Origin of the sequence: Novosphingobium aerophilum, from assembly GCF_014230305.1 — a bacterium.
Taxonomy (GTDB): Bacteria; Pseudomonadota; Alphaproteobacteria; order Sphingomonadales; family Sphingomonadaceae; genus Novosphingobium; species Novosphingobium aerophilum.
Map to the genome: position 1 here is coordinate 116,142 of NZ_JACLAU010000005.1, position 20,026 is coordinate 136,167.

Below are 20,026 nucleotides of genomic sequence, written 5' to 3' on the forward strand. Positions count from 1 at the left end.
GACAATCTGGCTCGATCGGACGTTCGCGCAGAATCCCGCTTGCCGGGTCTTGCCAATGTCACTTCTGTATGTATTACTAACAAATGGTAGAACAGTCCCGCAGAGGGCTTATCAGGAGAGGGGACCCCCCCATGGCGACGAAACATACGCGATTGGTATCACTTTTTGCTGCTGGCAGTATCTGTGCGGTGGCATTCACCCTGGCGTCGCCGGCACTTGCCCAAGGCGCACCGCAGGCCCAGGCCGAGGGCGGTTCAAATCAGGCCGGTGACGCCAACAAGACGTCCGAAATCGTGGTCACCGCCCAGTTCCGCGAGCAGCGGTTGCAGGATACGCCGATCGCCATCACGGCGATTTCGGGCGACACACTCGAGCAGCGCAGCGCCGGGGCGCTGACCGATATTGCGAATTCGACGCCGAGCGTGGTGCTGCGCCCGGCTTCGGCCGCATTCGGCAACTCGATCACGGCCAGCATCCGCGGCTTCGGCCAGATCGACTTCAATCCGGCCTACGAACCGGGCGTCGGTCTCTACATCGACGACGTCTATTACCCGCGCCTGACCGGCGCCAACTTTGACCTCATGGATGTCGAGCGTGTCGAAGTGCTGCGCGGTCCGCAGGGCACCCTGACGGGGCGCAACTCCGAGGGTGGTGCGATCCGGTTCATTTCGCGCAAGCCCACGGGTGAGGGTGGCGGCTACCTGTCGGCCACTTACGGTATCCGAAACCGCGTCAACCTTCGCGCCAGCGCCGATTTCACCATCGCCAAGGACTTGTTTGCACGCGTTTCCGGCACCTTTGCCGATCAGGGCGGCTTTGTCGACGTGATCGACTACGGCTGCGCCAATCCGTCCAGCGGGGTCCCGGCGACGACCGGCGGCACCAAGTGCAAGAAGTACAAGCTCGGCGATGTCGGATACTCGGCGCTGCGCGGCATTCTGCGCTACAACCCGTCCGATCGCGTCGACATCATGTTCAGCGCTGACTACACCAAGGACAGCCACAACAACGGCGCGGAAGTCCTGCTTTACGCCAACAACGCCAACCCCAACACCCGGACCGTCAATGGCCTGTCATACGATTCGCGGTTCATCTGCGGCCGGTGGTGCAACTACACTTCGACCGGACAGGAAGCCGGTGCGTTCGTTGCCGGCCTGATTCCTCCCCTCAACGGTTTGCCGCTGGCAGCGACCACGGGCCAGCAGTCATCCGATTACGAAGGCTGGGGGGTCTCGGGTAACGTCGATCTGAGCCTGAGCGACTCGCTCAAGCTGACCTCGATCACCGCCTATCGCGGCTGGAAGTCGAGCTTTTCGATCGACAACGACCTTTCTCCGGCACGGGTCGGCTTCGGCAACAACGAGTTGACCCACTGGTTCTGGAGCCAGGAACTGCGGCTTAACGCCAAGCTCGGCGAGATGGCGGATGCCACACTTGGTGGCTACTATTCGGACGAGAAAACCACCTATTACACGCTGCAGGACATTCGCTATGTGGCGGCCGGTCCTCTGCCGATCTTCCCGTTGCAGTTCATCGGCAACGACCCTGTCCGGACGAAGTCAAAGGCGGTGTTCGGCACCGTGATCGTGCGGCCGACCGACGCTCTGACGGTGACCGCCGGCGTGCGTTACACCAAGGATGAGAAGGCCTACACGTTCTACCGGTTCAATCTTGACGGGAAGACGATCAACCCGTTCCTCGACGCCGTGGGTGCAGCCAATGGTATCGGCTATAGCGGCCCCAACGGCACGGCGCTGAGCGGGCGGACCGCCCTCTTCAGCGGCGACCGGTTCGATTATCGCATTTCGGCCGATTACCGGTTCTCGCCCGAGGTCTTGGCCTACGCGACGATTTCGACCGGATATAAGGCTGGTGGTGTCGGACCGCGTCCGTTCAACGCCGCCCAGGCGCGCGGGTTTGGTCCCGAGACGCTGACTTCCTATGAAATCGGTTTGAAAACAGACCTGCTCGATCGCCGCGTGCGGTTGAACCTGGCTGGGTTCTTCAATGATTTCAAGAATGCCCAGCTCACGCTGCTCTCGTGTCCGCAATTCGGCGGGCCCGGGCCCTGTGCTCTGCCGCAGAATGCCGGCAATGCCGAAGTCAAGGGTGTCGAAGCCGAACTCTTTGCCCGGCCGGTTGATGGGTTCCAGCTCGATGCTTCTATCAGCTACATCGACTGGAAGTGGAAGTGCGTGAACCCGGCCGTGGTCGGTGGGGCTTCGGGACCCTGCTCAAGCGATCCGGCCGTGGTCGGTCTGCTCGCGCAGAACCCGCGTGGCCTGATCCAGACCAAATGGAGTGTCGGCATGCAGTATGAGGCCGATCTCGGCTCCAGCGGATCGCTCACGCCGCGCTTCGACATCAACTACCAGTCCGGGTTGGCCGGTGCCGATGTTGCGCCCGTCGCTGGATCGCCTTCGGCCATCTTCGGCCAGGTTCCGAGCTTCACGATCAGCAATGCCCGCTTGACCTGGTTGAACGAGCGGAAGGACGTGTCGGTCGCGCTGGAGGTGACCAACCTGTTCAACAAGTACTACTTCCTCAGCAAGTTCGACCTGACGGGTGCGGGCGCCGGTGCGATCACCGGTCAGCCGGGCCGGCCGCGCGAGTGGGGGGTTACGGTCAAGAAGAAGTTCTGAGTGGGCCCGGTAGCGGTCTGATGAAAAGGGCGGTCCGGCGGGCCGCCCTTTTTGCGGGGGCTGGTCTGTGCCCCGGTGCCCAGGTCAGGCCGAGTGCTGGGAACAATGGCCCGGGAGGCAGACGATGGAACCCACCCTTTCGCTGGCAGAGCGGATCGGTTTGATTGAAGATGAACGAGCGGTCATCCGGTTGCAGACCGCCTACGGCTACTATGTCGACAAGGCTCAGTGGGACGAGGCTGCCGACCTGTTTGCCGCCGATGCCACGCTCGAAATCGCGGGCCGGGGCCTCTATCGCGGGCAGGACCGGATCCGCTCCTATCTGAAATGCTTGCCATCGCTGCTTGAGGGGACGGTCTTCAATCACATGCAGTTGCAGCCCCTGATCACGCTTGAGGGCGATCACGCCTGGGGTCGGTGGCGGGCGATCATGGAGGTGGCAATCCGTGGCAAGGTCGATCTGGTGGGGGAGGCGACCTACGAGAACCGTTATGTCCGCGATGGCGGCGTTTGGAAGATCGCACGGTTGCACTGTTTCGTGACCTACTATGCCGATTGGCAGGCCGGCCTGTCCGGCGGGGGTGTGCCGATGGGCACCGAACTGCCCGAGTTCCCGCCCGATGCGCCTCAGACGGTTGCCTATGGTTCATTTCCGAGCGTGTTCGTGCCCCCCTATCATTATGCCAATCCGGTGACCGGACAGACATGGGTGCCATGATGGACAACCGAATGCTCGATCGCGCCGCCTACGACCGCTATCTCGGCGCTTTCAATTCCCGCGATTACGACGGGGTCGCCGATTTCTATGTCGACCCGCCCCGGATGGCGTTTTTCGGGGTGGTGATCACCTCGCGGCAAGAACTCAAGGCCTTCTATGCCTGGCTGCACGATCATGTGGACGAGACCGTAGAGGTGCTGAACTTTGCGGCCAGCGCGACGTGTACCGCGGTCGATGCCGTCGTGCGCATCGTTGCGAGGAAGGATCTGACGCGGGAGGCCCTCGACGCCCGCGGGGCGACCGGGTTCTTGCCGATCCGTGCGGGCTATGTGCAGGAAATCCGGCAGTTCATCTTCTACACCACGCAAGGCGGCCGTATCGAAAAAGTGGAGTGCGCGTTGCCGCTAATGTCTTAGGTCGTGGTGGCGCAGGATCGAACCGCCATGATCGTGCGGAGGCCTGCCAAGGTAAGGCGCGCTGTACTCAAGGGGCTGGTTGTCGGCGCAAGTGGTACAACCCCGGTGCGGATCACCACACAAATTCGCAACATTTCTTATTGGTGGTCGATAAGCCCTTGCCCGCGGCAAAGCGGCCCGCAATAGCCATGGCATGACTGGCCCTGACGATCTGCCTCTGACTTCACCCGATTCCGAGCGACTGGACCTGCTGATTCGCCTGCTCAAACTGTGCAGCCTGATCAACGTCCCGATGAACGAAGGGGTCTGCAATCCCTCCGGCCTTAGCCAGACCGAGCTGAAAGTGGTGATGGCGTTGTCGGGCGAGGGAGAACTGGCTGGCCACGAACTGATGCGGATCTTGGGGGCACCTGCCATGAGTGTCAGTCGGGCCATAGCCGCCCTGCGGACCAACGGGCTGGTGGAGGACTCGAACGACCCCGACAACCGCCGCCGTCGACCGGTTCGACTGAGCGCAGCGGGCGAAGCGTTCTATGCAGCCGCGATGCCAGATATCGCAGCGGTGGCCGATGCCTTGCTGGGTTCGCTGACGGCGCGGCAACGGCGCGAGTTGGCCCGCATCGCCGATGAGGTCATTGCCGCCATGGTCAACTGGGGCACCCACCGCACCGACGATTGAGCAGCGCTGGGCTACGGCGCCGGCCTACCTGTTCTTCAACCGCGTGAAGTCACCGACGGCAAAGGCCTGGGCCAGCACGGGATGGGCGAAGCTCATCGGCACCTCCTGCCGGTGGGGCCAGGTCTGGCGCACCTCCCGGTCGGGCAGGATAACATCAGGTCCGATCGGATTTTCGGGATAGCAGACCTGCGCTGGCTGAAGGTGGGCGACGGTGTGGGCCCACCCGCCCTCGTAATCGGCTTGCCACTGCATCATGTAATCGAGCCGCTTGATCTTCCAGACCAACTCACCTGCCGCATTGGCTTCGCGAACATAGTCGTTTTCGTAGAGACCCGCCTCCCAGAACTGTTGGGGCATGCTCTCGGGCAGCTTGTCCTGCACCGCATCGTGCCAGCCACCCGCCAGCAAGGCGCGAAACCGACCCTTGGCGGTCAACCGATCCGGTGCGACGGTGATCACGTCCTGCATCTGGAAGTGGTCGAGCAGCAGGCCCTCAACCGGGCCGCGCTGGCCGCCGGTGAACAGGTTCTGGAACCAGGTGCCGTAAAGGCGCATCACCCCTTCGTAACCGCGATACTCGCCCGAGAGGAAAACCACGGCACCATCACGGGCGAACAGCCCGGCAACCTCTTCGGGCCGGTTATAGTCGATGTAATAGCCGTAAGCCATGTGCAGACGGCGGATCGCATGGATATCCTCAAGCTCGGCGACCCTGCGTTCGAGCGAGTCGAGGCGGGCTTCAACATTTGACATCTGATTCCTCTCCCTCTTGAGCGGGGCGGCTTATATTGTAAGTTCTACTAACAAAATTCGAGGGGCAAGGTGAGCGGAAACCGGGCTGGTAGTGCAAGGCCCATGCGCCCTTGCCTGGTCTTGTCCCGCCTTGACTTCAGAAGAAACCCTGCCGGGATCGTCGCCTATTGGTGAAAGTACACCGCGCGCTCATGGGAAAAGGCCTTGAACCCGAAGTGGCCGTGATAGCTGCCTGTGCCGCTGTGGTTCACGCCGCCGAACGGCAGGTTGTTCTCAAGGTAATGCGAGAAAACGCCGTTGACCGTGACCCCGCCTGACGAGGTGCGCGCCAGGATCTTCGCGACGGCGTTCGAATCCGCGCTGTAGATATAGAGGGCCAGCGGCTTGTCGCGCGCAGCGATGTAGCTGATGACGTCATCCAGCTTGTCATAAGTCATCACCGGCAACAGCGGTGCGAAGATCTCTTCCTTCAGGATCTGCATGTCGGGCGAGACATCGGTGAGCAAGGTCGGATGGACGGTCAGATCCTCCGCCTCGGTCACGCCACCCACGGCAATGCTGGCTCCGCCAGCCACGGCATCGTCGAGCAGACCCTTGACCCTTGCGAAGTTGCGCGGATCGACGATCTGGGCAATGCCTTCCTTGTTGAGCGTGCCTTCGGCATAGAGGTTCGCGGCGACCCTGGACCCGAACAGCGCGATCAGCCGCTCTTTCTGCTCGGGCCGGACGAAGACGTAATCGGGGCAGATGCAGGCCTGACCACCGTTGAACTGCTTGGCCGAAGCGAGATCGGTCGCAACCTTTTCCAGGTCGGCGCTGTCCTCGACGATCACCGGTGATTTTCCGCCGAGCTCCAGCGTGACACTGGCGAGGTGGCGGGCGGCTGCGGCGGCGACCAGTTTTCCGACACGGGTGCTGCCCGTGAAGAAGATGTGGTTGAAGGGCAGGTCGAGCAGCGCCGTGGCTATGCCGACATCGCCTTCGAACAGGGCGACCTCGGATTCGTCAAAAGCGGCACGGATGATGCGTCCGGCGATCGCGGCTGAGGCCGGGCAGAGGTCGGTCAGCTTGACAATGCAGCAGTTTCCGGCCGCCACAGCGGCGGCGAGCGGGCCGAACACAAGGCCCAGCGGAAAGTTCCACGGCCCCAGGATCAGGCAAACCCCGCGCGCTTCGGGAACGATCTGTGCCCTGTCGGCGGGATTGAGCGAGGTGGCGACCTCGGTCGGCGCCATCCAGGCATCGAGGTTGTCAATGTTGCGCTGAATATTGCCCAACACGTTCAGCACTTCGGTGATCCGGATCTCCGCCAATGGCTTGCGCGTATCCTGCCGCACGGCGGCCACGATCTCGTCGGCATGGGCTTCGTAGACCGACTTCAGCCGCTGCAGCTTGGCTTTGCGTTGGTCAGCCGTCGAGGCCTTGACGTCCCACTGGTTCGCCTGCTGCAAGGCAAAGATCCGGGTGATTTCGGCGGCACTGGGGGCAGGGGTCGGCATCGATTTGTGGTCCTGATTCAAGCCGGACTGGCGAGACGTCGCGAACTCCGGTGATGGCTCAATGAAAGGTGGCAGAGTGTAGAGACCGATCCGGGGCAGTCCGGCCGGCCAGCTGACCCGCTCCGCCGGCTAGACCCGGGCGCCGCCGCGCGCGATGACCATGTCTTCGCGGTTGGTTTCGAAATCGCTGGCCTGGTGGCGTTCGCGCAACTGGCTTTCCGGGCCGCCGAAGGTGCGGTTGACCATGCGTCCGCGCTGCACGGCTGGGCGTTCGGCCAGCTGGCTGACCCAGCGATCCAGGTGCGTGTATTCGTGCACCGAGAGGAACTCCTGGCAGTTGTAGGCGTCGCGCATGATGTTCCCGTACCAGGGGTAAATCGCGATATCGGCAATCGTATAGCTGTCGCCAGCCATGTATTCGTGTTGCGCCAGGTGCGTATCGAGCACGTGGAGCTGGCGTTTGGTTTCCATGGCGAAGCGATTGATCGGATATTCCATCTTGAACGGAGCGTAGGCATAGAAGTGCCCAAGCCCGCCGCCGACATAGGGCGCGCTGCCCATCTGCCACATCAGCCAGTTCATCGTTTTGGCGCGGCCATGGGGATCGGTTGGCAGAAATTCCCCGAACTTTTCGGCCAGGTAGAACAAGATCGAGCCACTCTCGAACAACGATACCGCTGGGTCCAGCGAGTGATCGACCAAGGCCGGGATTTTCGAGTTCGGGTTGACCGCCACAAAACCGCTGCCGAACTGGTCGCCAGCGTTGATGCTGATCATCCAGGCGTCATACTCGGCCCCGCCATGGCCAAGGCCGAGCAGTTCCTCGAGCAGGATCGTCACTTTGACCCCGTTCGGGGTGCCCATCGAGTAGAGCTGCAGCGGATGGTCGCCGACCGGCAGCGCCTTGTTGTGGGTCGGGCCCGAGGTCGGGCGATTGATATTGGCAAACTGCCCACCGCTCGGCGCGTCCCAGGTCCACACGCGAGGGGGAACATAGCCGGCAGGTTGGTTCAGCGCAGGATCGCTCTCGGCCACGTTATCTCTCCCAAGGCACGGCTTATTCTGTATGTCTTGCATACATAAATCACGGCGTAAAGCCGTCTGTTGATCAGTCGTGAATACGGGTCAGCATCTCGATCAGGCTGACGACCTCCTTCTCGGTGAACCGCGATTTCAGCCAGCGCTCATGCTCGACAACGGCGTCTTTGGCCGTGGCGAGCATCTGGCGGCCGGCGTCGGTCAGGTTGAGCGTCTGCTTGCGGCCGTCGTCAAGCGACTTGCCGCGTACAAGGTAGCCGCGAGCCTGCAGCCGGTTCACGATCGCCATCGTCGTGGCCCGGTCCATCCGCATCAGTTGGGCCAGCCCGGTCTGCGCGATGTCCGGGTGAAGATCGACCAGCCACAACACGGACACCTGCTTCTGGGTCAGGTCGAGGTGCGTGAAGGTCTCGGTGAAGTGCCGGTAGACCGCGCCATAGGCGAGGCGAATATGGAAGCCGACGATGTCGCGGATTTCGCCGATGTCGTCGTCACCTTCGACATGCGGGGTGGTTGGCGAGAGAATCTCTTTTGGTCTTGTCAACTCAGGCTCCAGAGACGATTGTTAGTGCAACATACAAAAAGAGTCGGAAGAGATTGCCATGGCCAACTTCCCGCAAAATCCCAACTTTACCGGCTTCAACACGCCGTCGCGCATTGAAGCGGATATTGTTGATCTTGTCCATGAAGGGACCATTCCAGCCGGACTGAGCGGAGCGTTCTACCGGGTTCAGCCCGATCCGCAATTCCCTCCCAAGCTGGGGGACGATATCGCCTTCAACGGCGACGGAATGATCGCCCGCTTTCACTTTCATGATGGCCAGTGCGATTTTCGCCAGCGTTGGGCCAAAACCGACAAGTGGAAGCTAGAGAACGCGGCCGGCAAGGCTCTGTTCGGCGCCTATCGCAATCCGCTTGGCGACGATCCCTCGGTCAAGGGGGCCTATCGCTCGACCGCCAACACCAATGCCTTCCCCTTTGCCGGCAAGCTCTGGGCCATGAAGGAAGACAGTCCGGCGCTGCTGATGGACCCGGTCACGATGGAGACCATCGGGTTCGAGAAATTCGGCGGCAAGATGACGGGCGAGACCTTCACCTCGCACCCCAAGATCGATCCCAGCACCGGCAACATGGTCGCGATCGGCTATGCCGCCTCGGGCCTGTGCAGCGACGATGTGACTTACCTCGAGGTTAGTCCTGATGGCGAGCTGGTCCGCGAGGAATGGTTCAAGGTTCCCTATTACTGCATGATGCACGATTTCGGTATCACCGAAGACTACCTGATCTTGCACATCGTTCCCTCGATCGGATCGTGGGAGCGATTGGAACAGGGTTTGCCGCATTTCGGTTTCGATACGACCATGCCGGTCTACCTTGGCGTGATCCCGCGCCGGGCCGGGCTGAAGCAGGAGGACATCCGCTGGTTCAAGCGCGATAACTGCTTCGCCAGCCATGTGATGAACGCGTTTCAGGACGGCTCGAAGATCCACTTCGATATTCCCGAAGCGAAGAACAACATGTTCCCGTTCTTCCCGGACGTTCACGGTGCGCCGTTCAATGGACGGGAGGCGATGAGCTACCTGACCCGCTGGACGGTCGATCTGGCCAACAACACCGACGAGTTCGCGGCGATCACCCGGCTGACCGACACCGCCGGCGAATTTCCCCGCATCGACGATCGCTTCACCGGTCGGCCCTATCGCCATGGCTGGATGCTCGAGATGGACTATGCCCGCCCGGTCGAACTCAAGGGCGGCAGCGCAGGTGGCCTGCTGATGAACTGCCTGTGCCATAAGGATCTGGTCACCGGAGAGGAGCAGCACTGGTGGTGCGGGCCAACCAGCTCGCTGCAGGAGCCATGCTTTATCCCGCGCAGTCGTGATGCCAGTGAGGGCGACGGCTGGATCGTGCAGGTCTGCAATCGACTTGAGGATCACCGCAGCGATCTGCTGCTGTTCGAAGCTCTGGATATCGCCAAGGGCCCGGTCGCCACGATCCAAATCCCGATCCGGCTGCGCTTCGGCCTGCACGGCAACTGGGCTGGGGCCGAAGCGATCGGCCTGCCAGCCTGAACCGCAGCAAGGATTGATGTCATGATCTATCGCCGTGCGTTCCGGCTCTTCGGGGTGGTGGCCGCAGTGCTTCTGGGCGTCTCGCCGGCATGGGCTGAGCCGGCGGGACCATCCCCGGCCGTGATCGCCATGCGTGAACAGTGGCTCAACCCGGCGGTCAATGCCTTCACCTTTCGGGATACCAACCGCGTCTTCGAATACCGCATGGTGCGGCGCGCCGGCCCGGTTCAGCCATTGCCGCGCCGCGCCGGCTTCGCCATGCCACCGGCGCGGATTGCCGGCGGCGAGGCGGACCATGCGCGTTGGGCCGAGCGCACGTTCACCAATGCCCTGCTCGTGATCCGCGATGGTCGCATCCTGTTCGAGGACTATCGCAACCGGTCCGATGCATCGACCCATTTCATCTCATTTTCGATGGCCAAGTCGATTACCTCGCTACTGGTCGGCAAGGCGCTTGAACAGGGCCATATTGCATCGCTGGACGACCCTGCCGGGAAGTATGTGCCAGAACTTCGGGACGGCGGCTATGGCTCGGTCTCGATCCGCCATATCCTGCAGATGCGGTCGGGGGTGGACTACGAAGAGCGGTACGATTTCGGCGAGCGTCCAAGTCTGGCAGCCCAGATCCATCAGAACGCGATTGTGCTGAACCGCTGGCGCTTCGCCGACCCGGCTCGGTCGATTGGCCGCAAGATCGATGCGGGCAGCCGTTTCAACTATGCCACTCTGGACACCGCTGTGTTGGGCTGGATCATCGAACGCGCGACCGGCAAAAGCCTCGCGGCCTACACCCAGGAAGTGCTATGGGCGCCGGCGGGCATGGAAGCCGATGCCTGGTGGCTGGCCGATGGCCCGCCCGGTTCCGGGCGCGAACTTGCTGGCATGGGTTTCAACGCCACCCTGCGCGATTACGGCCGGCTCGGGCAGCTCATGCTCAATGATGGCCTGCGCGGAAACAAGCGCGTCCTGGCCAGCGGCTGGATGGCGCAGGCCACGAAGATGATCCCGTTTCCCTCATCGGCCGATCAGGGGCTTAATCTCGGCCTGGGTTATGGCTTCCAGTTCTGGCAGCTCGACCGCGAGGTCGGTGCCTATGCCGCCGTCGGTCTGGCCGGGCAGTTGATCTACATTCACCCCGCGAGCCGCACTGTGATCGTCAAGCTGAGCTACTTCCCGCCAGTGGAGCCTGACTATGCGACCCCGGAAACGCTCGACTACTTCCACCGGATCGTCAGGGCAAAATGATCAAGCCCGAACTGGAATTCGTGTACGAAGCCACCGGCCAGCTGGAGCCGCCGATCGCGATTGGCACCACACACGACGGCGCCCGCCGGATCATCCCGATCTGTCCCGGCGGCAGCGTCGTAGGGCCGCTGATCCGGGGGCACTTGTTGGGCAATGCCGCGGACTGGCAGTTGACCCGGCCCGACGGGGTGACCGTGGCGGACGCGGTCTATGCGCTCGAAACCGATGACGGCGTGGTTATCCAAATCCGCAACCGCGGCCTTCGACATGGCCCACCCGAGGTCATGGCGCGCCTGATTGCCGGTGAGGAGGTCGATCCGGCTCAATACTATTTTCGCACAGTGCCGGAATTCATCGCCCCCATCGGCCGTTACGATTGGCTGAACCGATCCGTTTTCGTCTGCGCCGGGGCCCGCTATCCGTTGGCGATCAAACTCTGGGTGTGGCGCGTCACCTAGCGTGGGATAAGGCGCGCCGCGAGCAAGCACCGGCTGAACTCCAGGTTTTGGCGCAGCGGCATTTCCTGCCAATCACGCCGGCTCCAGCAGCATCGTTGCCGCTGCGGTGTTCGAGATTGGCAGGTGATAATTGCGATGGATCTCCACGGCTCCGGGCCCCAGGGCTCCGCGCGCGGCGATCCAGTTCAGCACCTCAACGCCTTGGGTTCCGGCCAGCCTCACGATGTCGTGGACCGACAGGTGGGTCAGCGCGTCGGGGTCGGCGGCGAGGTGATCCAGGCAGAAGCGATCGAAGTCCGGGTTCATGAAGCCGGCCCGTTCCCCGTCGAGTTGGTGCGAGAGGCCGCCGGTGCCGATCACCACGATCCGCTCGTCACCGCCCCAGCTCGACAGCGCGCGATGGACCGAGCGGCCCAGCGCCAGGCAGCGGCGGGCCGAGGGCAGGGGGTGCTGCACCGTGTTGATGCCGATGGGGACCAGCTTCACCGGCCATTCCGTCACGTCGGGCCAGGCCAGCTCCAACGGGATCGCGATGGCGTGATCGACCAGCATTGCCTGGCAGGTTACCGGATCGAACTCGTCCGCGACCAGCTGTTCGATCACGTGCCAGCTCAGCGCGGGGTGGCCCTTGACCGGCTTGTAAAGCGGCAGCCCCCAGCCTTCGTCCGCGTTGCGGTATTCGGCGGCGGCGCCGACCGCGAAGGTCGGCATGGTGTCGAGGAAGAAGTTCAGGCCATGATCGTTGGAAAAGACCACGGCGATGTCCGGGCGGACCGCGGCGAGCCATTCGCGCACCGGGGGAAACCCGTCGAAGAACGGCTTCCAGTAGGGCGTCTGCTGATCCCCCCGCTGGATCGCACCGCCGATCCCGGGAACGTGGCTGGTGAAATAGGCGCCGACGATCTCAGCCATGACGGGCCTCCGCGATAGACTGCTCGTAGGACTGCCCGCGCCCCTGCGCGAGCAGCATGGCCTTGAACGCATCGACCGAGAGGCCGGTCTGCAAGGCGCCGACATCCTGGACACTGAGCCCGAGAATCCCGGCGAGCTTGGCGAGGTAATAGATGTTTCCGCCCGCCGCGATCATGCCCGGCACGTCGCGGGTCGCCACGGCCCTGCGCTGGTCAGCGGTCAGGGCGAAGCGGGTGCAGTAGGCCTCCTCGTCGGCGGCGAAGGCGGCGCGGTTGGCTGCGCTGTTGAACGAAAAGCACATTGCGTTGAGCTGATAGCCCTTCTGCGCGGCATCGCCGTCGAACAGGGTGGTGCCGGGAATGGCCCGGGGCGTCTCGGTCGGGCTGGCGGGGTGTGGCATCGAAGGCTCCCACGGTGCGGATGGCCCGGATTGGCAGGCCGGCGCGACAAATCCTTGACCTTGATCAAGCCATGGTGCGGCCCACCGCGATCCCCCGCCCACATGTTGCAGTTCGATCATCAAATAGCCGCAGCTTATGGCCAGGGACGGTTTTCGATTTGCGGTCCCGGCGGGCGCGGGACAAGTCAGGCGCCGTGCAGCAAGCTCTTGCCCTCATCGGCTTCGGCGAGGCCGGGTCGACCTTTGCCGGTGCCGCCGGGTGGCAGGCAACGGCTGCCGCCTGGGACCTGCGGGCAGACCGTCGCGGCGCCGCCGCCGGACAGGGGCTGCGCGGGTCCCATTCGGTCGCCGAGGCGCTGGCGGGGGCGCCGCTGGTGCTGTCGCTGGTGACGGCGGACCAGGCGCTGGCGGCGGCGCGCGATTATGCGCCGTTGCTGGCCCCCGGCGCGCTGTGGTGCGACATGAATTCGGTGGCCCCCGGTACCAAGCGGGCGGCGGCCGAAGCGGTGCGGGCGGCGGGGGCGCGCTATGTCGATGTCGCGGTGCTCGCCCCGGTCCATCCGGCGCGCCTGGCCGTGCCGCTGCTGCTGTCCGGCGAAGCCGCCGACGCCGCAGCCGAAGCGCTTTCGGCCACGGGCTTTACCCATGTTCGCACGGTCGGCGCCGAGGTGGGGCGGGCCAGCGCGATCAAGATGATCCGCTCGGTCATGGTCAAGGGGCTGGAGGCGCTGACCGCCGAAATGATGCTGGCCGCAGAGGCCGCTGGGGTGACCGACGAGGTGCTGGCCTCGCTCGACGCCAGCGAAAAGGCTCAGCCCTGGGCGGCGCGGGCGGCCTACAACATTGAACGGATGGTGACCCACGGCCTGCGCCGGGCGGCGGAAATGGAGGAATCGGCGCGGACCCTGGCCGAGCTGGGGGTCGAACCGGTCATGACCAGCGGCACGGTGCGGCGCCAGCGCGAGCTGGCCGGGCGGCGTGATCTGTTGACGGCAAGCAAGGGAGAAGCGGCGTGAGCCTGATCATCGACTGCCACGGCCACTACACGGTGCTGCCCAAGGCCCACGACGAATGGCGCGAGGCGCAGAAGGCGGCGTTCAAGGCCGGGACCGAATGCCCGCCTTATCCCGAGATTTCCGATGATGTGATCCGCGAGACGATCGAGGCCAACCAGTTGCGCCTGCTGAAGGAGCGCGGCGCCGACATGACGATCTTCTCGCCCCGGGCCAGCGCCATGGCGCCCCACGTCGGCGACCAGAGCGTGGCGGTGAAGTGGGCCCAGGTCTGCAACGATCTGATCGCCCGCGTGGTGGGCCTCTATCCCGAGACCTTCGCCGGGGTCTGCATGCTGCCGCAGTCGCCCGAGGCCGACATGACCAGCTCGATCGCCGAGCTGAAGCGCTGTGTGGAGCAACTGGGCTTCATCGGCTGCAACCTCAACCCCGATCCGGGCGGCGGTCATTTCAGGCACCCGCCGCTGACCGACCCGTTCTGGTTCCCGTTCTACGAGGCGATGTGCGAGCTGGACGTGCCGGCGATGATCCACGTTTCGGGATCGTGCAACCCGGCGATGCACGCCACCGGCGGCTACTACATCGCGGCCGACACGATCGCCTTCATGCAGCTGCTTGAAGGGGATCTGTTCAGCCGCTTCCCCAGCCTGCGCTTCATCATCCCGCACGGCGGTGGCGCGGTGCCCTATCACTGGGGGCGCTATCGCGGCCTGGCCGACATGCTGAAGAAGCCCGACCTCCAGACCCACCTGATGAACAACGTGTTCTTCGACACCTGCGTCTATCACCAGCCGGGCATCGACCTGCTGGCCGACGTGATCGACAACAAGAACATCCTGTTCGGCAGCGAGATGGTCGGTGCGGTGCGCGGGATCGATCCGACCACCGGGTTCTACTTCGACGACACCAAGCGCTATATCGATGCGCTCGCCATCAGCGAGGCCGAGCGCCACGCGATCTTCGAGGGCAACGCCCGCCGTGTGTTCCCGCGCCTCGACGCCAAGCTGAAGGAGAGGGGGCTGTGACCGACGCCCGCGTCAATATCCACGAATACCTGGCCGAGTTCGACGACATTCCGGGCACGCGGGTTTTCACGGCCGCACGGGCGCGCAAGGGATACTGGATCAACCAGTTCGCGATGAGCTTGATGAAGGCCGAAAATCGTGAGCGCTTCAAGGCCGACGAACGCGCCTACCTCGACGAATGGACCATCTCGGACGAGGCCAAGGCGGCGATCCTGGCGCGGGACTACAACCGGCTGCTGGACCTGGGCGGCAACGTCTATTTCCTGTCCAAGCTGTTCTCGACCGACGGACTGCCCTTCGCCGAGGCGGTGAGCACGATGACCGACATGACCTGGCCCGAGTATCGCCAGATGATGCTCGACGGAGGGCGTTCGCCCGAAGGCAATCGCTCGATCAAGGGGAAGTATTGAGATGGCCAAGATCGTTGCCGGTGTGGGCTCGAGCCACGTGCCGCTGCTGGGCGTCGCGGTGGATCAGGGCAAGTGGCAGGACGATTACTTCGGCCCGATTTTCCAGGGCTACGAATGGACCCGCCAGTGGGAGAAGGAGTCTCCGCCGGATGTCGTCATCCTGGTCTACAACGATCACGCCTCGGCCTTTGACGCCAACATCATCCCCACCTTCGCGATCGGCTGCGGCGAGCGCTACAAGCCGGCCGACGAGGGCTGGGGCCCGCGTCCCGTGCCCGATGTGGAAGGTCATGCCGATCTGGCCTGGCATATCGCCCAGAGTCTGATCCTCGACGATTTCGACATGACGATCATCAACGAGATGGACGTCGATCATGGGCTCACCGTGCCGCTCTCGATGATGTTCGGCCAGCCGGACAAGTGGCCGGTCAAGGTCGTGCCGCTGGCGGTCAATGTGGTGACCTATCCGGTTCCCTCGGGCAACCGCTGCTGGGCGCTGGGCGAGGCGATCGCCCGCGCGGTGGAAAGCTTCCCTGAAGACCTCAAGGTGCAGATCTGGGGCACTGGCGGGATGAGCCATCAGCTCCAGGGCCCGCGCGCCGGACTGCTCAACCGCGAGTGGGACAACAAGTTCCTCGATCTGCTCGAATCCGACACCGATGCGGCGCGCCACATCCCGCACATCGAATATCTGCGCGAAACCGGCAGCGAGGGCATCGAGATGGTGATGTGGCTGATCATGCGCGGCGCGCTGGGCAAGCGCGTCAAGCGGCTCAACCGGCATTATCACATTCCCTGTTCCAACACCGCGATCGGGCACATCGTGCTCGAACCGGCGGACTGACACCCCTTCCACCCTGCCGGTCCCGTGGCATGCCGCGGGGCCGGCCTTTTTTGGCTTCCCTCAGAACAAGGATCTGACCATGCGCATCGCTCTGGCTGGTGCCGGCGCCTTCGGCGAAAAGCACCTCGATGGCCTCAAGAACATCCCCGGGGTCGAAATCGTCTCGATCATCAGCCGCACGGCCGAACAGGCCGCGGCCGTGGCCGCCAAGTACGGCGCCAGGCACAGTTCGACCGAGCTCGCGGACGCCCTGGCTCGGGATGACGTCGATGCCGTGATCCTGTGCACCCCCACCCAGATGCACGCCGCCCAGGCGATCGCCTGCATGGACGCGGGCAAGCATGTGCAGGTCGAGATCCCGCTGTGCGACAGCTGGGCCGATGCCGAGGCCGTGGTGGCCAAGCAGCGCGAGACCGGGCTGGTCTGCATGGTCGGTCACACCCGCCGCTTCAATCCTTCGCACCAGTACGTGCACAACAGGATCGTAGCGGGCGAATTCGGCCTGCAGCAGATGGACGTGCAGACCTACTTCTTCCGCCGCAAGAACATGAACGCCAAGGGCCAGCCGCGCAGCTGGACCGATCACCTGCTGTGGCACCACGCCGCGCACACCATCGATCTGTTCGCCTACCAGTCGGGCCGGATCGTCAAGGCCAACGTGATCCAGGGGCCGAAGCATCCCGAGCTGGGCATCGCGATGGACATGTCGATCCAGCTCAAGGCCGAAACCGGGGCGATCTGCACGCTCTCGCTGTCGTTCAACAACGACGGACCGCTCGGCACCTTCTTCCGCTACATCGGCGACACCGGCACCTACATCGCCCGCTACGACGATCTGGTGAACGGCAAGGAAGAGCCGATCGATGTCAGCCAGGTGGACGTCAGCATGAACGGGATCGAGCTGCAGGACCGCGAATTCGTCGCCGCGATCCGCGAAGGGCGCGAACCGAACAGCTCGGTGGCGGGGGTGCTCGACTGCTACCGCGTGATCGGGGAGCTGGCGGCTGATCTGGAAGCCCAGGACGGCTGGTCGTAAGCCGGGCGGGGTTCCCCTCGCAACTTCGGCTAACTCGCTGCGCTCGCAAGCCTGCGTATCTCTCCCCTGAAGGGGAGAGAGCGCGAGGTGGAAAGCCCTCTCCCCTTCAGGGGAGAGGGTTGGGAGAGGGGGCCCCGCCTCAGAGCAGCAGCAACGCCACTCCCAGCGAGGCGATGAAGCTTACCACCGTGGCGGCCAGCACGGGGATGGCCGGGCGCAAGCCGGTTTCCATCAGCAGGTCCAGCCGGCTGCGCATGGCCGTGGCGATCACCGCGATCAGCAGCAGCCCCTTGGACAGGGCCAGGGCATTGGTGCCCAGCACGGGCGGGACCGGCACCAGCGAGTTGACCAGCACCACGGCGAAGAAGGCGGTGATGAACCAGGGCAGGGCGAGGCGCCGCCACAGCGTGCGCTGCGCTCCGGAATCCGGCTCGCCGATCGCCAGCCCGGTGATCACCACGACCGGCGCAAGCAGCGCCACGCGCGAGAGCTTGACGATGGTGGCATAGCTGCCGGCCTGTTCGGAAAAGGCATAGCCGCCGCCGATCGCCTGGGCGACATCGTGGATCGAGGCCCCGATCAGGAAGCCCGCCTGCTGGTGCGACAATTGCAGATAGCCCGCCAGGATCGGATAGAGCGACATGGCCACGGCGCTGGCCAGCGAGACACCGACCAGGGTGATCGCGAACTGGGTCTGGGCCAGCCGTTCGCGTCCGATGATGCCATAAAGCGCCATCGCTGCGCTCGCGCCGCAGATCGCGGTGGCCCCGCCAGCCAGAATGCCGGTGTAGCTCGATTGCCCGGCCAGCCGCGCCGCGATCACGCCGGCAAAGAAGGTCAGGGCCATGACCCCGACCAGTCCGGCGAAGGGTTCGGGCCCGAGCGAGCCGATCTGGGTGAAGGTCACCTGGAAGCCCAGCAGCACGACACCCAGCCGCAGGCAGGTGCGCGAGGCGAAGTCCAGCCCGCGATGGCTGCGCGGCTCGCGCGCGACGAAGCTCATCGACAGGCCGATCAGCAGGCCCAGCAGGATGATCGGGAAATGATAGTGTTCGGACAGCCAGGCCGCCGCCCCCGCCGCGATCCCGCAGATCGTCAAACCGGGCAGGATCGATTCCTTCGGTTTGGCGGGGGCGTCGGCGGGCGGGGGGGCCTGGTCGGCCAGGTGCAGTTCGCCGAACAGATCGGCCGCCGAGGGCAGCGATTCCCAGTCGATCTCGTGGCGTGTCACGGCCCGGCCGCTCCCCTTTTCCGCAATGCCTGTTCGCGGTGTATGTCCGCGGTGTATGTCCCACGGTGTCATACCCTCTTCCCTTAGGCGCGCAACCGGCTAGTCTGCAAGCCGCAAGCACGGCCCGGGACGATCAGGGCAGGCACGCAGGGGAGAGCGATGATGACCACCGGCCGAGCCGAAGGAGTGATGCGCGGGGCCGCGCTGGGGCTGGTCGTGCTGCTGTTCCTGGGCAATGCGCTGAACTACGTCGATCGGCAGGTGCTCTCGCTGCTCAAGCCCACGCTCGAGGCCGAGTTCGGCTGGACCGACGGCGATTACGGGCACCTCGGATCGTCCTTTCAGATCGCCGCCGCCGGCGTGCTCCTGTTCGTCGGCGTGTTCGTCGATCGGCTGGGCGTGCGGATCGCCTATGCCGTGGCGGTCGCGGTCTGGTCGGCCGCCGGAATGGCCCATGCCCTGGCCCAGACGGTGCAGCAGTTTGTCGCCGCGCGGGTGATCCTGGCCGCGGGGGAATCGGTCAGCACCCCGGCGGGGCTCAAGGCGGCGGCGCTCTACCTGCCCGCCAACGAACGCAACCTGGCGATCGGGCTGATCAACACCGCGCCCAACATCGGCGCGATCCTGACGCCGCTGCTGATCCCGCCCTTTGCCCTGGCCTTTGGCTGGAAAGCGGCCTTCGTCGTCACCGGAGCCCTCGGCTTCTTCTGGCTGATCGGCTGGCTGGCGGTCACGCGCAAGCTCGAGGTCGTCGGCAACGTGCCCGAACGGGCCCCGGTGGCCTGGGGCGAGCTCTTGTCCGACCGGCGGAGCTGGGCGGTGATCGGGGCCAAGTTCTGCACCGATGCGGTATGGTGGTTCGTGCTGTTCTGGATGCCCGACTTCTTCAATCGCGAATTCCACATGGGGCAGGGGCAGCTCGGCTGGCCGATCGCGATCATCTTCACCCTGGCGGCCCTGGGCGCGCTGACTTCGGGCGCGCTGTTCCCGCTGCTGCTGGGGCGCGGCTTCAACGTCAATGCCGCGCGCAAGACCTCGATGCTGTTCTATGCCCTGGTCGTGCTGGGGATGCCGCTGGCGCTGGTCACCGGCAGCCCCTGGATCGCGGCGGTGCTGATCGGGCTGGGCCTGTTCGCGCACCAGGGCTTCTCGACCAACATCTTCGGCATGACGGCCGACATCATCCCCGCCACCCGCGTCGCCACGGTGATCGCACTCGGTGCTTTCGCCGGCAACCTGTCGGGCGCGGGGATCATCGAGCTGGCCGCCTGGTCGTTGCAGAACGGCCATGGCTACACCCCGATGTTCGCGATCTGCGGCAGCGCCTATCTGGTGGCGCTGGCGGTGATCCATCTGGTGGTTCCCCGCCTGGTCCCGGCCGTGGAGGCCTGAGGAGGCTCGTAGGCCTGGTCTGGGGGGGCTGGTCTGGCGGGCTGCTCCCTGCCGTCCTCCGTCCCCTTGCACCTGTCACCTGAAAACAAAGGGGATTGGGTCGATCGCAACACAAGCCTGGAACCCCCACCCCCATCCCCTCCCCAGGGGGGAGGGGAGCGAGACTGGCCCTGCCGCAGGCGGGGCTAGTCGCAGCGGGGAGGGGGCTCGACCTTCGCGTTGGCAAGCGGCCCAATCACCAAA

At 64.4% G+C, this 20,026-nt stretch carries 20 protein-coding genes; 13 read left to right on the plus strand and 7 right to left on the minus strand.

The genetic code is table 11. From position 1 onward, the window contains the following. The first annotated feature begins 188 nt into the window (after nt 1-188). From H7F49_RS05775 to H7F49_RS05790, 4 genes are all read left to right on the plus strand, one after another. Complete coding sequence (locus H7F49_RS05775; protein ID WP_328806545.1) at nt 189-2,642, plus strand: TonB-dependent receptor; 2,454 nt, start codon at nt 189-191, stop codon at nt 2,640-2,642. Between the two features lie 124 nt (nt 2,643-2,766). Continuing rightward, nucleotides 2,767-3,360 (plus strand): nuclear transport factor 2 family protein, encoded by a 594-nt coding sequence (locus H7F49_RS05780; protein WP_185682620.1) that lies wholly within the window; start codon nt 2,767-2,769, stop codon nt 3,358-3,360. Nucleotides 3,361-3,371: 11 nt separating this feature from the next. After that, nucleotides 3,372-3,776, plus strand: a complete 405-nt coding sequence (locus H7F49_RS05785; RefSeq protein ID WP_185682621.1) for a nuclear transport factor 2 family protein — start codon at nt 3,372-3,374, stop codon at nt 3,774-3,776. A gap of 193 nt (nt 3,777-3,969) precedes the next feature. Next, entirely contained in the window at nt 3,970-4,455 is a 486-nt protein-coding gene (locus H7F49_RS05790) for a MarR family winged helix-turn-helix transcriptional regulator (protein WP_185682622.1), read from the plus strand. A 24-nt stretch (nt 4,456-4,479) separates the two neighbouring features. Here the strand turns inward: H7F49_RS05790 and H7F49_RS05795 are convergent, their stop codons facing one another. From H7F49_RS05795 to H7F49_RS05810, 4 genes are all read right to left on the minus strand, one after another. After that, on the minus strand, nt 4,480-5,208 hold the full coding sequence (locus tag H7F49_RS05795) for a nuclear transport factor 2 family protein (RefSeq protein WP_185682623.1): 729 nt from the start codon (nt 5,206-5,208) through the stop codon (nt 4,480-4,482). Nucleotides 5,209-5,372: 164 nt separating this feature from the next. Further along, the gene (locus H7F49_RS05800) at nt 5,373-6,707 is read right to left on the minus strand and encodes an aldehyde dehydrogenase family protein (RefSeq protein ID WP_185682624.1); all 1,335 of its coding nucleotides are present in this window, start codon (nt 6,705-6,707) and stop codon (nt 5,373-5,375) included. Between the two features lie 129 nt (nt 6,708-6,836). Then, nucleotides 6,837-7,742 carry a glutathione-dependent disulfide-bond oxidoreductase gene (yghU, locus tag H7F49_RS05805; protein ID WP_328806546.1) on the minus strand — a complete coding sequence of 302 codons (906 nt, stop codon included), beginning with the start codon at nt 7,740-7,742 and terminating at the stop codon, nt 6,837-6,839. 73 nt (nt 7,743-7,815) lie between these two features. Beyond that, a complete protein-coding gene (locus H7F49_RS05810) occupies nt 7,816-8,289 on the minus strand; it encodes a MarR family winged helix-turn-helix transcriptional regulator (protein ID WP_185682626.1) in 474 nt (157 codons plus the stop codon). A 58-nt stretch (nt 8,290-8,347) separates the two neighbouring features. Between H7F49_RS05810 and H7F49_RS05815 the strand changes: the two genes are divergently transcribed. Genes H7F49_RS05815 through H7F49_RS05825 form a run of 3 tightly spaced genes read left to right on the plus strand, consistent with a single transcriptional unit; the run spans nt 8,348 to nt 11,520 of the window. Further along, nucleotides 8,348-9,817, plus strand: a complete 1,470-nt coding sequence (locus H7F49_RS05815) for a carotenoid oxygenase family protein (RefSeq protein WP_185682627.1) — start codon at nt 8,348-8,350, stop codon at nt 9,815-9,817. A gap of 21 nt (nt 9,818-9,838) precedes the next feature. Then, nucleotides 9,839-11,062, plus strand: coding sequence for a serine hydrolase domain-containing protein (locus H7F49_RS05820; protein WP_185682628.1), 1,224 nt, complete (start codon nt 9,839-9,841; stop codon nt 11,060-11,062). Next, nucleotides 11,059-11,520: a DUF3237 domain-containing protein gene (locus tag H7F49_RS05825; protein WP_185682629.1), complete on the plus strand. Its 462-nt coding sequence runs from the start codon at nt 11,059-11,061 to the stop codon at nt 11,518-11,520. Before H7F49_RS05820 ends, H7F49_RS05825 begins: the two co-directional genes overlap by 4 nt. Nucleotides 11,521-11,592: 72 nt before the next feature. On the opposite strand, the gene H7F49_RS05830 is transcribed toward H7F49_RS05825, so the two are convergent. Further along, the gene (locus H7F49_RS05830) at nt 11,593-12,432 is read right to left on the minus strand and encodes a class III extradiol dioxygenase family protein (protein WP_185682630.1); all 840 of its coding nucleotides are present in this window, start codon (nt 12,430-12,432) and stop codon (nt 11,593-11,595) included. Continuing rightward, nucleotides 12,425-12,832, minus strand: coding sequence for a protocatechuate 4,5-dioxygenase subunit alpha (locus tag H7F49_RS05835; protein ID WP_185682631.1), 408 nt, complete (start codon nt 12,830-12,832; stop codon nt 12,425-12,427). Before H7F49_RS05835 ends, H7F49_RS05830 begins: the two co-directional genes overlap by 8 nt. A 194-nt stretch (nt 12,833-13,026) precedes the next feature. Here H7F49_RS05835 and H7F49_RS05840 point away from each other — a divergent pair, with 194 nt between their 5' ends. From H7F49_RS05840 to H7F49_RS05860, 5 genes are all read left to right on the plus strand, one after another. Further along, a complete protein-coding gene (locus H7F49_RS05840) occupies nt 13,027-13,848 on the plus strand; it encodes an NAD(P)-dependent oxidoreductase (protein WP_185682632.1) in 822 nt (273 codons plus the stop codon). Beyond that, on the plus strand, nt 13,845-14,870 hold the full coding sequence (locus H7F49_RS05845; protein ID WP_185682633.1) for an amidohydrolase family protein: 1,026 nt from the start codon (nt 13,845-13,847) through the stop codon (nt 14,868-14,870). The genes H7F49_RS05840 and H7F49_RS05845 overlap by 4 nt, the downstream gene beginning before the upstream one ends. Beyond that, nucleotides 14,867-15,280 (plus strand): protocatechuate 4,5-dioxygenase subunit alpha, encoded by a 414-nt coding sequence (gene ligA, locus H7F49_RS05850; protein ID WP_185682634.1) that lies wholly within the window; start codon nt 14,867-14,869, stop codon nt 15,278-15,280. The genes H7F49_RS05845 and ligA overlap by 4 nt, the downstream gene beginning before the upstream one ends. A gap of 1 nt (nt 15,281) precedes the next feature. Then, the gene (locus tag H7F49_RS05855; protein ID WP_185682635.1) at nt 15,282-16,124 is read left to right on the plus strand and encodes a class III extradiol dioxygenase subunit beta; all 843 of its coding nucleotides are present in this window, start codon (nt 15,282-15,284) and stop codon (nt 16,122-16,124) included. A 79-nt stretch (nt 16,125-16,203) separates the two neighbouring features. Further along, nucleotides 16,204-17,160, plus strand: coding sequence for a Gfo/Idh/MocA family oxidoreductase (locus H7F49_RS05860; RefSeq protein ID WP_185682636.1), 957 nt, complete (start codon nt 16,204-16,206; stop codon nt 17,158-17,160). 139 nt (nt 17,161-17,299) lie between these two features. Here the strand turns inward: H7F49_RS05860 and H7F49_RS05865 are convergent, their stop codons facing one another. Beyond that, nucleotides 17,300-18,391 carry a YeiH family protein gene (locus H7F49_RS05865; protein WP_328806547.1) on the minus strand — a complete coding sequence of 364 codons (1,092 nt, stop codon included), beginning with the start codon at nt 18,389-18,391 and terminating at the stop codon, nt 17,300-17,302. Nucleotides 18,392-18,553: 162 nt separating this feature from the next. On the opposite strand from H7F49_RS05865, the gene H7F49_RS05870 reads away from it, so the two are divergent. Then, entirely contained in the window at nt 18,554-19,783 is a 1,230-nt protein-coding gene (locus tag H7F49_RS05870; protein ID WP_185682638.1) for an MFS transporter, read from the plus strand. Nucleotides 19,784-20,026: the final 243 nt, after the last annotated feature.

Bases quoted from the DNA above. Each gene is read 5' to 3' on its own strand.
- H7F49_RS05780 (WP_185682620.1), top strand. From the start codon at position 2,767: ATGGAACCCACCCTTTCGCTGGCAGAGCGGATCGGTTTGATTGAAGAT.
- H7F49_RS05785 (WP_185682621.1), top strand. From the start codon at position 3,372: ATGCTCGATCGCGCCGCCTACGACCGCTATCTCGGCGCTTTCAATTCC.
- H7F49_RS05790 (WP_185682622.1), top strand. From the start codon at position 3,970: ATGACTGGCCCTGACGATCTGCCTCTGACTTCACCCGATTCCGAGCGA.
- H7F49_RS05795 (WP_185682623.1), bottom strand. From the start codon at position 5,208: ATGTCAAATGTTGAAGCCCGCCTCGACTCGCTCGAACGCAGGGTCGCC.
- H7F49_RS05800 (WP_185682624.1), bottom strand. From the start codon at position 6,707: ATGCCGACCCCTGCCCCCAGTGCCGCCGAAATCACCCGGATCTTTGCC.
- H7F49_RS05815 (WP_185682627.1), top strand. From the start codon at position 8,348: ATGGCCAACTTCCCGCAAAATCCCAACTTTACCGGCTTCAACACGCCG.
- H7F49_RS05820 (WP_185682628.1), top strand. From the start codon at position 9,839: ATGATCTATCGCCGTGCGTTCCGGCTCTTCGGGGTGGTGGCCGCAGTG.
- H7F49_RS05825 (WP_185682629.1), top strand. From the start codon at position 11,059: ATGATCAAGCCCGAACTGGAATTCGTGTACGAAGCCACCGGCCAGCTG.
- H7F49_RS05830 (WP_185682630.1), bottom strand. From the start codon at position 12,432: ATGGCTGAGATCGTCGGCGCCTATTTCACCAGCCACGTTCCCGGGATC.
- H7F49_RS05835 (WP_185682631.1), bottom strand. From the start codon at position 12,832: ATGCCACACCCCGCCAGCCCGACCGAGACGCCCCGGGCCATTCCCGGC.
- H7F49_RS05855 (WP_185682635.1), top strand. From the start codon at position 15,282: ATGGCCAAGATCGTTGCCGGTGTGGGCTCGAGCCACGTGCCGCTGCTG.
- H7F49_RS05860 (WP_185682636.1), top strand. From the start codon at position 16,204: ATGCGCATCGCTCTGGCTGGTGCCGGCGCCTTCGGCGAAAAGCACCTC.
- H7F49_RS05870 (WP_185682638.1), top strand. From the start codon at position 18,554: ATGACCACCGGCCGAGCCGAAGGAGTGATGCGCGGGGCCGCGCTGGGG.